The following is an 11,640-nucleotide window of genomic DNA, read 5'->3' on the forward strand; positions in this document are numbered from 1 at the left end:
CATGGGCACCATCACCCGCTTGCCGACCGTGCTGCCGAAGTTCCTGCTGGGTCTGCACCAGCCCAGCGATCTGCCGAGGGCGGGGGTTCCGGCGTTCGTGTCGGATACGCGGCTGCGGGCGCGCAAGACGCTGCCTCGGGCAGCTGCGCCGGTCGCCTACGACTCCGGCGGGTTCACCCAGTTGCAGAAACACGGCGCCTGGACCATCGGCCCCCGCGAGTACATCGCCCGACTGCGCCGCTACCGCGACGAGATCGGCGGCATGCTCTGGGCCGCACAGCAGGACTGGATGTGCGAACCGCTGATCATCAGCGGCGGACGCGCCGGACCGAACGTGTTCGTTGGCACCGGGTTGTCGGTGCCCATCCACCAACGCCGCACCGTGGACAACCTCATCGAGATGCGCGCCCTGGCCCCCGACCTATGGATCGTGCCGTCCTTGCAAGGCTGGGAAGTCGACGACTATCTACGCTGCCGCGACCTCTACGACCGGGCCGGGATCGACCTCACCGCCGAACCACTGGTCGGACTCGGCAGCGTCTGCCGACGACAAGGCACCAAGGAAGCCGGGCAGATCCTTCGCGTCTTGCACACAGAAGGCATCACCCGCATCCACGGGTTCGGCTTCAAAACCCTCGGACTCATCGAACACGGCCACCTGCTCACCTCATCGGACTCCCTGGCCTGGTCCTACGACGCCCGCCAACTCCGACGCCTTTCCGGGCTGCCCGACTGCCCCGGCACCCACAAGAACTGCGCCAACTGCCTGCCCTACGCCCTGCACTGGCGTGCCCGCGTCCTCGCAGCTGCCACAACGAACACCACAACCACCTGGGAGGCAGTCGCGTGACCCCGCACCTGAGGCCCGTGGTCGACGCCAAACCGGTCCGTCGGCAGTCGCGGTGGACCGACACCGAACTCATGGCCACCCAGTTCCCCGAACCCCGCTGGGCCGTCCCCGGCCTGCTCTGCGAAGGGCTCAACATCCTCGCCGGAGCCCCAAAACTCGGAAAATCCTGGCTGTCGCTGGGACTCGGCGCGTCCATCTCCACCGGAGAACCCGCCCTCGGTGTCGTCGACGTCGACAAAGGCCCCGTCCTCTACTGCGCCCTGGAGGACACCGGACGCCGCCTGCAACGCCGCCGTCGACACATGCTCAAAGCCGGTGGCAGGCCCTCACCCCTGCTGACCCTGGAAACCTCCTGCCCGCCCATGACCGCCGGAGGTGACGCGGTCATCGTGGACTGGTTGGAAGCCAACCCGGCCGCACGGCTGGTCATCATCGACACCTTCGAGAAGATGCGCGGCACCGACACCCCCGGCATGTCCGCCTACGCCGCTGACTACCTCGCCGCCGGGCGGTTCAAGCGCATCGCCGACCACTACGAAGTCCCCATCCTGCTCATCCACCACGTCCGCAAACAGGGCCATGAAGACTGGTCAGCGCTCGTCTCCGGCACCAACGGCCTCACCGGCGCTGCCGACTCCATCCTCGTCCTCGAACGCGGGCGCGGGGAGGACACCGGGGTCCTGCACGTCACCGGCCGCGACGTCGAGGAAGCCGACTACGCCATGCGCTTCGACTCCGACACCGGCGCCTGGACCAAACTCGATGGCCCCGCCGAGGACTACCTCATGGCCGACACCCGCGTCCGCCTCATCCACCACATCCGCGCCTACCCCGGCAGCAAGCCCGCCGACATCGCCGAAGCCCTCGACATCAAGCCCGCCACCGTCCGCAAAACCCTCGGACGCATGGTCACCGACGGACAACTCCGCAACGACCGCGGCGCCTACCACCCACCCAGTGACACCACCCCCGCCCCTGACCCGTCACACCTGTCACTCTGTCACTCCACCTCGGTTGACCAGCGGGAACGGCTGTGACACCGCCTGTGACACCCCGACGACCCTGTCACTCCGCACAAACCGGGGGAAACGCCATGGCCGACCGTCACGTCCCCACCATTGTCCCGCCTCGACACCTCTACAAGGTCGAGGAAGCCGCACAACTGCTCTCCATCAGCCGATCCGCTACCTACGAACTCATCCGCGCCGGAGAACTCAACACCGTCACCATCGGCCGCTCCCGCCGCGTCCCCGCAACTGCAATCAGCGACTACATCGGCCGACTCCTCTCCGGGGCGGAGGTGCGTTATGACCAAGCGTCGTAGTCGAGGTGACGGCAGTCTCCGGTGGGACAAGACTCGCGAACGCTACATCGCTGAAATAACCGTGGGCTACACCCCGGCCGGAAAGCGCATCACCCGCAAGGCCAGCGCCAGGACGAGGAAGGCCGCCAACGACAAACTCAAGGAGATGGTGCGCAATCTCGACGACGGCCTTGCGGCAAAGGCATCGGCGACTTACACGGTCGGCGACGCCGTGAACGATTGGATGGCGAATTACGAGTTGATCGGTCGAGACCCAAATACGGTCAGGACCGTACGGTCGCTCGTCATCCACCATATCCTGCCTGATCTAGGAGCCCGAAAGCTGGTGGACCTTTCGGCCGAGGACGTGGACCGGTGGCTTGCCGCAAAGGCGCAGACGATGGTCACATCAACCCTCCGAAATCTCCGGTCGATCCTCCGCAGGGCTATCACGCGCGCACTGGCGCGTGACCGAGTAAAGCGGAATGTCGTACTCCTCTGCGACTGCCCAACCGGGAAGGGGAAGGGGAGACCGTCCAAGTCCCTCACGCTCGCCCAAGCGGAAGCCGTGATGAAGGCAGCGGAAAAATCACCGATGCGTGGCTACGTCGTTGTGGCCTTGCTGACAGGGGCACGAACCGAGGAATTGCGCGCACTCACCTGGAATGACGTGGACACGGTTGGGGCGCTTGATGCATCACCGGCCGTGCCTCCCAATATTCAGGTGCTGCGCTCGGTGCGGGCGAGCGGTGACACAAAGACCAAGAAGTCGCGCCGTGCGCTTGCACTGCCCCAGCGAGCCGTGGACGCGCTCAAAGCGCACAGAAGGCTTCAGGAAATTGCGCGCGAAGCCGCTGGCAAGTTGTGGCGTGACCACGGGTTGGTGTTCCCCACGATGTTCGGCACTCCCCAGGACGTCAACAACGTGAGACGCGACTTCCGGCGCGTGATCAAAGCGGCGGGATTGCCAGGAGTCCAGTGGACTCCCCGCGAGTTGCGGCACAGCTTCGTCTCGCTGCTCTCCGACAGTGGCGTCCCCCTCGAACAGATCTCCCGCCTTGTGGGGCACTCCAGCACGGCCGTCACCGAGCTGGTCTACCGGAAGCAGATCCGGCCCGTCATCGACGACGGTGCGGTGGCCATGGACCGCCTGTTCCCAGGCGCCCAAGACGACCGGGGGGAGACCGGGGCGGCTTAGTCACTCACTTAGTCACTCAGAGACGACTCAGGCCCCGTCCACACCACTGTGGACGGGGCCTGACCTGCGAGCCGCCTAAGGGAATCGAACCCTTGACCTGTTCATTACGAGTGAACCGCTCTGGCCGACTGAGCTAAGGCGGCGTGACCGTGGCCAACTATAGCGGGTCCGGGGGCGTGACTCGCAGGGGGTTACGTCGTTTACTGGGGAGTAGCTGTGCAGCCGAGGTGTCGAGGAGGACCCTGGCGATGCGACGACGTCTGGTGGCCTTGCCCGTGACCGTGGTGGTGGGGGTGCTGGTGGCCGGGCCCGCCGCGGCCCAGGTCCCCACGACGCCGGTGCCGCCGCCGAGGAACCCCGGGGCGCCACCCGCTTCGGCGCCTGCGCAGGTCCAGCCGCTGGGGCGGGCGATCGGGGACGCGGGGACCGGGTTGGCCGTGGTGCGGCTCTTACCCAACTCGGCGCCGACGAAGTCGATCATTCCGGGGGCTGCGGACAAGCTGCCCAGGCAGTCGGCCGTGGAGGTCGGGTTCGGGTTGGCCAGCGCCCAGGCGAACTCCGAGGCCTACCTGGCCTTCGAGCGGTCCATCGCCCAGTCCTCGCCGGGTGGGATCGCGCTCCAGGGGGCGAGTCCGCAGACCCCGGGAGCCCTCGCCCAGACGGCGCCGCCGAACAACGCGCAGCCGCGTAGTGGTGGGGTGAATCCGCCGTCAACGCCGTTGAACACGTTGGTCAAGGTGGGGGCGTTGAACGGGCGGGTGCAGGCCCAGTGGAGCGACACGCTCGGGCCGTGCGTCGACACGATCGCCGACTCGTCCACCGAACTGGCGAGCCTCTCCGCGCTCAACGCGATCCCCACCCTGCCCAGCACCCGCGACCTCACCGGGGTCTTCGACGCCCCCAACCTCGACCCGGCCGCCGACCAGTCGATCATCGACGGGCTCAAGTCCCTCACCGGCGGCCTCAACACCCTGGGCGGGGTGCTGGGCGGCGCGGGCAGCAACACCGGTTCCCTGCTCAGCCTCCCCAACACCATGGCCGCCCGCTCGGTGGTCAAGCTGGTCGACATCCCGGGCTCGAAGAACAAAGCCGTGCAGTCCACCTCGACGCTCCAGGTCTCCTCGGTCAAGCTGCTCGGGGGCACACCGTTCGAGATCTCGGTCAACGTGGTGAGTCAGCCGACGCTGGTGGTCACCTCGACCGGGGACAAGGCCACGTCGACCGTCCAGTACACGGCCCCGGTGGTCGACGTGGTCCAGGGCGGCAAGAGCCTCGGGCGCCTCGACGCCGCGAACCCCAGGCTGGACATCCCCATCGGGGTTCCACTGCCGACCGGCGCGGCCCTGCCCGGGCTCGAGAAGCTGCCCGTGATCGGCAACCTGCTGGCGAACGGCCAAGGCGTCCAGGACGCGCTCGGCAACGGTCTGAAGAAGCTGGACCTGGGCGTGCTGCGGCTCTCCGTCGCCGGACTGAACCAGAAGACCGAGGAGTCGACCCAGCCGTTCAAGGGCTACCAGCTCGGCGCCACCGCGCGGCTGCTGGACCTCCAGGTCCTGCCGACCGACGCCCTGGGCCTGCCCAACCTGCCATCCGCGCTGGCGCAGGTCTCGCTGGGCGAACAGGTCGCCCGCGCCTTCGCCCCCGCCGGTGGTGTGGTCTGCGGGACCGGTACGGCCGCGCCCGCCGCGCCGCCCGCGGCGACGCCGCAGAACCGCGGTCCCGCGCTGGCCTACACGAACGCCGCCTACCAGTCCGTGCCGATCTTCTGGGCGGGCACCGCGATGCTCCTGCTCGGCGTGGTGATCGTGGCCGCGCTGCCGCGCCGCCCGCGCACCGTCAGCCCACGTAGAGCCGGGTGAGCATCGCCTCGATCGCGATCCGGGGCTTCACGTTCTGCTCGATGGCCTCGCGGCAGGACAGCACGGCCTCCAGCCGCCGCAGGGTGGACTCCTGGGTCCACTTCGCGGCGGCCTGGCCGGAGCCGCGCTCGTGGTCGGGGTGGTTCAGGGTGACCGGCGAGCCCGACGCCGTCACCAGCACGTCCCGGTAGAAGCCCGCCAGGTCGACCAGCGCCAGGTCCAGCGCGTCGCGCTGGGTCCGGGTCGCGCGGGACTTCTGCCTGCGCTCCAGCTCCTTGATCGCCCCCGCGCTGCCCCTGGTGGCCGACGCGGTGCCCTTGCCGGTGCCGCCCGCGCCCATGGCCGTCTTCAGGGCTTCCTTCTCCGCCTCGTCGCGGTTGCCGCTGACCTCGGTCGCGTCCGTCTCGGCCGTCTTGACCAGGTCGTCGGCCGCGGTGAACACGTCGGTCAGGCCGCGCAGGGTGATCGGGATGCGCAGCACCTTGTCCCGGCGCTCGCGGGCCGCCGGGTCGGTGGCCAACCGCCGCGCGCGGCCGACGTGACCGCCGCACACCGACGCGGCCCAGTTCGCGGTCTCGGCGTCGATGCGGTCGCGCAGCTGCAAGACCTCCGCGATGGCCGCGGGCGCCGGGGTGCGCAGCGCGATCACGCGGCACCGCGAGCGGATCGTCACCGACACGTCGTCCGGGTGGTCCGACGGCGCGCACAGCAGGAACACCGTCCGCTCCGGCGGCTCCTCCACGGCCTTGAGCAGCGCGTTCGCCGCGCCCTCGGTCAGCCGGTCCGCGTCGGTGATCACCACGACCTGCCAGCGCCCGCCCGTCGGCCGCCTGGCCGAGGTCTGGACCAGGGCGCGCATCTCCGCGACCGAGATCGACAGCCCCTCCGGCACGACCATCCGCACGTCGGCGTGGGTGCCGGACATGCTGGTGTGGCAGCCCTGGCACTCGCCGCAGCCCGGCTCGGCCGACGTGCACTGCAACGACGCCGCGAACGCGCGCGCCGCCACCGAGCGCCCCGACCCCGGCGGACCGGTGAACAGCCAGGCGTGGGTCATCCCCGTCGCGTCGCCGGTCCCGGCGACCAGCCGCGCCGCCGCGCGGGCGGCGGTCCCCAGCACCTCGGCCGCGTCCGGCTGGCCGACGACCTGGGACCAGACCGTCATCGGGTGGCCTCGGCGAAGGCCTCGTCGAACTGGGCCAGCCTGCGGCCCGCCAGCGTGGTCCGCACGGCGAGCCGGACCCGGTCGTGCACGTCCTCCGCCGAGCCGTCGCCGTCGACCACGACGTAGCGGTCCGGGTCGGCGGCGGCCATGTCGGTCAGCACGGTCTGCACGTGCCAATGATGCTCCGCGTTGCCCGCGCGCGGCGGCAGGGTGCTCGGGTCGCGGTCGAGCAGCACGGTGATGTCCGGGCGCAGGCTCTCCATGGCCCACGCGGACAGGCCCTCCAGCTCGGACGGGTCCAGTCCTGCCGCCACCGACAGGTGCGCGACCGGGCTGTCGGCGAAGCGCTCCATCACGACCAGCGCGCCGCGGTCCAGCGCGGGTTGGATCTCCCGCTCCACCAGGTCGGCCCGCACGGCGGCGGCGACCAGCGCGTGCGCCCGGATCGTGCTCAGCCCCGCCCCGGTCAGCACCGACCGCAGCCGCACGTCGTCGAGCGCCGGGTCCACGGCGAGCAGGACCTCCTTGCCCGAGACCGCGCGCAGCCACGCGGCGAGCAGACCGGCCTGGGTGGAGGTGTCGATGTGGGTGTTGCCCTCGACCGCGACCAGCAGGCCCGCGCTGCGCCGGGCCTTGCGGCCGAGCGCGGCGCGCAGGTCGGACATGATCGTCTCGGGCCGCCGGTCGTCCATCTGCCGGTAGGCGATCACGCCCATGACCGCGGCGAACAGGCCCGCGCCGAGCAGCACCGGCCGGGTGCCGTCGATGGCCATCTCGCGGCCGAACACCGTGACGCTGTGCGGGCGGACCAGGCCGACCAGCACCGGGGTCAGCGCCATCCCGCCCGCGAAGATGATCTTCATCAGGGACTGGTAGATGGCGTTGATCCGGCCCCGGATGGCGTCTTCGACCTCGATGCCGATCATCGTCACGCCGGTCAGGAACGCGGCGCCCGCGCACGCGCCCAGCAGCGCCACGGTGATCAGCGAGACCGCCAGGTGCGGGGACAGCGCCACCAGCACCAGGTCGGTGCCCGCGGTGACGATGGCGATGCCGAACAGCCGGTTGCGCGGCAGCCGCCGGGCCAGCTTCGGCGCCCCGCCCATGCCGGTGGCCAGGCCGATGAACAGCGCGACGAAGAACAGCCCGAAGCTCGCCTGCCCGCCGAGCACGCTGGTCGCGTAGACCTGCGAGGAGCCGACCAGCGCGCCCGCCGCGACGAACGCGCCGATCATGCCGATGAGCAGCCCCCGGACCAGCGGCGACGTGCGCACGAACTGGGCGGCGTCGCGCACCATGGCGGCGAACCCGCTGTGCGCGGGCTCGTCCGACTCGGCCGCCTCGACCGGCGCCGACGAGACCCGGCGCGACAGCTCCGGGACGCGGGTGGCGACCAGGACCGCGCTGCTCAGGTACAGCACCGAGATGATCACCAGGACGAGCTTGGTGGTGCCGGTCTGCGAGGTGGCCGCCGACTGGAAGCTGAAGTTGGTGCTTATCCCCGTGATGGCCGCGTAGACGCCACCCGCGCTGATGACCGCGATGCCGTAGGTCATCACCATGCCGAGCTGGTTGGCGGTCTCCACCTGGTCCGGCCTGCGCAGCAGGTTCGGCACCGCGGCGTCCTTGGACGGGATCCACAGCAGCGAGCAGCAGCCGACCAGGAAGTTGCCGATGAACAGCCAGATCGGCGAACCGACGACGGCGATGGACAGCAGCAGCCCGAACCGGCCGATGTCGGCGCACACCATGACCTTGCGCCGGTCGAACCGGTCGGCGAAGAGACCGCCGAGCGGCGCGAACAGCAGCCCGGGCAACAGCTGCGTGAGCACGACCCCCGTGAAGGCGAAGCTCTGCGCCTTGTAGTCGTTCGTGGCCTGGGTGACCAGACCGGTCAACGCCATCAGCGACAACCAGTCCGCCATGCTGCAGAGGTAGGTCACCCCCCAGAGCCGCCGGAAGGGCCGGATGGACAGCACGCTGCGTGCCCGGTGGGTCATCGACCCCTCGGAGCCTGACGGTGCCTCCGCACTGCTGTCGCCGTTCAGGGCGCCCACCCACCTTCCACGCGGTCGTCGCCGCTGCCCAGCGTAACCGTGGAACCTGTGCGGGCAGGTCATCCGGGTGGCGCACGGCACGCGGGCGCACGGTCACACTTGGCGACGGGTTACCCCGGGACGACCCCGCGTGGTTGCGCCGTACAGGTGATCCCCCGACCGCCAGTCACCAGGCTAGCCAGGTTTTCCACCCGACCGGGTGACTTCGGCCGAGGTCGCCACACCTGGCATCGCGGTCCGGCTACGACTGGGTCTTGGTCGCCGTCGCGCTCTTGGCCGTCGTGGTCTTCTTCGCGGTCGTCGTCTTCTTGGCGGCGGTCGTGGTCGTCTTCTTGGCCGCGGTGGTCTTGGCGGTGGTCGCCTTGGCCGTGGTCGCCTTGGCCCGCGTGGTCGTCTTCTTGGGCGCCGGGCCCTTGGCGCGCTTCTCCGCGAGCAGTTCGGCGCACCGCTCGTCGGTGATGGACTCGACGCTGTCGGACTTGCGCAGCGAGGCGTTGAACTCGCCGTCGGTGACGTACGGCCCGAACCGGCCGTCCTTGATCACCATCGGCTTGCCGGACACCGGGTCGTTGCCCATCTCGCGCAGCGGCGGCTGGGCCGCGGCGGCCTGCCTGCCGCGCTTCTTCGGCTCGGCGTAGATCTTGAGCGCCTCGTCCAGCGTGACGGTGAAGATCTGGTCCTCACCGGCCAGCGACCGCGAGTCGGTCCCGCGCTTGAGGTACGGGCCGTAGCGGCCGTTCTGCGCGGTGATCTCCTCGTTGCTGGCCGGGTCGACCCCGACCACGCGCGGCAGCGACAGCAGCTTGAGCGCGTCGTCGATGGTGACCGTGTCCAGCGTCATCGACTTGAACAGCGACCCGGTGCGCGGCTTCGGCTTGGCCGGGGCCTTGGCGCGGGTCTTCTTCGCGCCCTCGGCGGGCGGCGGCGGCTCCTCGACCTCGGGCAGCACCTCGGTCACGTACGGCCCGAAACGGCCCTCCTTGGCCACGATCTCGTGCCCCGTGACCGGGTCGGTGCCCAGCGAGCGGCCCTCCATCGGGGTGGAGAACAGCTTCTCGGCGATGTCGACGGTCAGCTCGTCCGGCGCCAGGTCCTCGGGCAGGTTCGCGCGCTGCGCCGCGCCGTCCACCTCGCGCTCCAGGTACGGCCCGTAGCGGCCGACCCGGACCACGATCGGGCGCTCCTCGGCGTCCTTGAACACCTCGATCGAGTTCACGACCTTGGCGTCGATGTTGTCCACACCGGAGCCGACCAGCTTCTTGAGCCCGCCGGAGCGGCCCACCGAGCCCTCGGGGCCGACCGGGCCGCCGAAGTAGAACCCGGACAGCCAGTTGGTCCGCTGCTGGGTGCCCGCGGCGATGCCGTCGAGCTCCTCCTCCATGGCGGCGGTGAAGTCGTAGTCGACCAGCCGCTCGAAGTGCTGCTCCAGCAGCCCGACCACGGAGAACGCGATCCACGACGGGACCAGGGCCGAGCCCTTCTTCCACACGTAGCCGCGGTCCTGGATGGTGTTGATGATCGAGGCGTAGGTGGACGGGCGACCGATGCCCAGCTCCTCCAGCGCCTTGACCAGGCTCGGCTCGGTGTAGCGCGGCGGCGGGCTGGTGGTGTGGCCGTCGGCGGACAGGTCGGTCGCGGTGACCGACTGGCCCTTGGTCAGGATCGGCAGGCGGCGCTCGGCGTCGTCGGCCTCGCCTCCGGCCTCGGAGTCCACGGCCTCGACGTAGGCGCGCAGGAAGCCGGGGAAGGTGATGGTGCGGCCGGAGGCGGAGAACACGCACTCCTCGCCGCTGGCCGCGTTGCCGGTGATCCGCACGGTCATCGTGGTGCCGCGCACGTCGGCCATCTGCGAGGCGATCGTGCGCTGCCAGATCAGCTCGTAGAGGCGGAACTCGTCGGCCTCCAGCTCACCCGCCACCTGGCCGGGGGTGCGGAACACCTCGCCAGCGGGGCGGATGGCCTCGTGCGCCTCCTGGGCGTTCTTGACCTTGCGGGTGTACTGGCGCGGCGTCGGGTGCACGAACTGCGGGCCGTACAGGTCGGACGCCTGGCTGCGGGCGGCCTCGATGGCGGTGTCCGACAGCGTGGTGCTGTCGGTTCGCATGTACGTGATGTAGCCGTTCTCGTAGAGCCGCTGGGCTGTGCGCATCGTGCGGTCCGAGCCGAAGCGCAGCTTGCGGCCCGCCTCCTGCTGCAGCGTGGAGGTCATGAACGGCGCGTACGGCTTCCGCGTGTACGGCTTCTCCTCGACGCTGGAGACCGTCAGCGCGGCACCGCGCAGCGCCTCGGTGAGCCGACGGGCCTCGGTCTCCTCCAGCCGCAGCACCTCGGTGCCCGCCTTGAGGCGGCCGTCCTGGCCGAAGTCGCGACCGGCGGCCAGCCGGACGCCGTCGACGGAGAGCAGCCGGGAGCCGAAGGTGGGCGGCTCGGCGGCGGCGCCCGCGTCCATGGTCGCGGAGATGTCCCAGTAGTCGGCGGCCACGAAGGCCATCCGCTCGCGCTCGCGCTGCACCACGATCCGGGTGGCCACCGACTGCACGCGGCCGGCCGACAGCCGCGGCATGACCTTCTTCCACAGCACGGGGCTGACCTCGTAGCCGTAGAGCCGGTCGAGGATGCGCCGGGTCTCCTGGGCGTCGACCAGGTCGCGGTCGAGGTCGCGGGTGTTGGCCGCGGCGGCCCGGATGGCGGGCTCGGTGATCTCGTGGAAGACCATCCGGCGCACCGGCACCTTGGGCTTGAGCGCCTCCAGCAGGTGCCAGGCGATGGCCTCGCCCTCGCGGTCGCCGTCCGTCGCGAGGTAGAGCTCGTCGACGTCCTTGAGCAGGCCCTTGAGCTCGGTGACCGTGGACTTCTTGTCCGGGGTGACGATGTAGATCGGCTCGAAGCCGTTGTCCACGTTCACCCCGAGGTTGGACCACGCCTCGCCCTTGAACCGCTCCGGCACCTCGGCCGCCTTGCGCGGCAGGTCGCGGATGTGACCCCGGGAGGACTCGACGACGAAGTTGCGGCCGAGGTAGGACGCGATCTTGCGCGCCTTCGTTGGCGACTCGACGATCACGAGTCGACGTGGCTCGGCACCGCCGGTGCCGTTGCCGTTCCTCTTCGTCCCAGTCGAGCCTGCCACGCGTGTCCCGCTCTCTTCTAACCCGTGTCCATCCCGCGTCAGCCTGTCAGTGTGCACGCCGAGGCGGGAATGCCCTATCCC

The 11,640-nt window shown here is 70.1% G+C and carries 8 protein-coding genes and 1 tRNA gene; 5 read left to right on the forward strand and 4 right to left on the reverse strand.

The features are described 5' to 3' along the window. The first annotated feature begins 1 nt into the window (after position 1). Genes CLV40_RS39735 through CLV40_RS21480 form a run of 4 tightly spaced genes read left to right on the forward strand, consistent with a single transcriptional unit; the run spans position 2 to position 3,351 of the window. Entirely contained in the window at positions 2–850 is an 849-nt protein-coding gene (locus tag CLV40_RS39735) for a deazapurine DNA modification protein DpdA family protein (RefSeq protein ID WP_104480765.1), read from the forward strand. Further along, positions 847–1,887, forward strand: a complete 1,041-nt coding sequence (locus tag CLV40_RS21470; protein ID WP_245931443.1) for an AAA family ATPase — start codon at positions 847–849, stop codon at positions 1,885–1,887. Before CLV40_RS39735 ends, CLV40_RS21470 begins: the two co-directional genes overlap by 4 nt. A 56-nt stretch (positions 1,888–1,943) precedes the next feature. Continuing rightward, entirely contained in the window at positions 1,944–2,174 is a 231-nt protein-coding gene (locus CLV40_RS21475) for a helix-turn-helix domain-containing protein (RefSeq protein WP_104480766.1), read from the forward strand. Continuing rightward, on the forward strand, positions 2,158–3,351 hold the full coding sequence (locus CLV40_RS21480; RefSeq protein WP_104480767.1) for a tyrosine-type recombinase/integrase: 1,194 nt from the start codon (positions 2,158–2,160) through the stop codon (positions 3,349–3,351). Before CLV40_RS21475 ends, CLV40_RS21480 begins: the two co-directional genes overlap by 17 nt. 69 nt (positions 3,352–3,420) lie before the next feature. On the opposite strand, the gene CLV40_RS21485 is transcribed toward CLV40_RS21480, so the two are convergent. Then, positions 3,421–3,494, reverse strand: a tRNA-Thr gene (locus tag CLV40_RS21485). A 105-nt stretch (positions 3,495–3,599) separates the two neighbouring features. On the opposite strand from CLV40_RS21485, the gene CLV40_RS21490 reads away from it, so the two are divergent. After that, positions 3,600–5,210, forward strand: a complete 1,611-nt coding sequence (locus CLV40_RS21490) for a hypothetical protein (RefSeq protein WP_104480768.1) — start codon at positions 3,600–3,602, stop codon at positions 5,208–5,210. On the opposite strand, the gene CLV40_RS21495 is transcribed toward CLV40_RS21490, so the two are convergent. From CLV40_RS21495 to topA, 3 genes are all read right to left on the reverse strand, one after another. Continuing rightward, positions 5,188–6,375, reverse strand: a complete 1,188-nt coding sequence (locus CLV40_RS21495) for a DNA polymerase III subunit delta' (RefSeq protein ID WP_104480769.1) — start codon at positions 6,373–6,375, stop codon at positions 5,188–5,190. The two genes, CLV40_RS21490 and CLV40_RS21495, sit on opposite strands and share 23 nt — an antisense overlap. Continuing rightward, complete coding sequence (locus CLV40_RS21500; protein ID WP_104480936.1) at positions 6,372–8,375, reverse strand: bifunctional MFS transporter/dTMP kinase; 2,004 nt, start codon at positions 8,373–8,375, stop codon at positions 6,372–6,374. Before CLV40_RS21500 ends, CLV40_RS21495 begins: the two co-directional genes overlap by 4 nt. 298 nt (positions 8,376–8,673) lie before the next feature. Next, positions 8,674–11,559 carry a type I DNA topoisomerase gene (gene topA, locus CLV40_RS21505; protein ID WP_104480770.1) on the reverse strand — a complete coding sequence of 962 codons (2,886 nt, stop codon included), beginning with the start codon at positions 11,557–11,559 and terminating at the stop codon, positions 8,674–8,676. Positions 11,560–11,640 lie beyond the last annotated feature (81 nt).

The sequence above is a fragment of the Actinokineospora auranticolor genome (assembly GCF_002934265.1).
Taxonomy (GTDB): domain Bacteria; phylum Actinomycetota; class Actinomycetes; order Mycobacteriales; family Pseudonocardiaceae; genus Actinokineospora; species Actinokineospora auranticolor.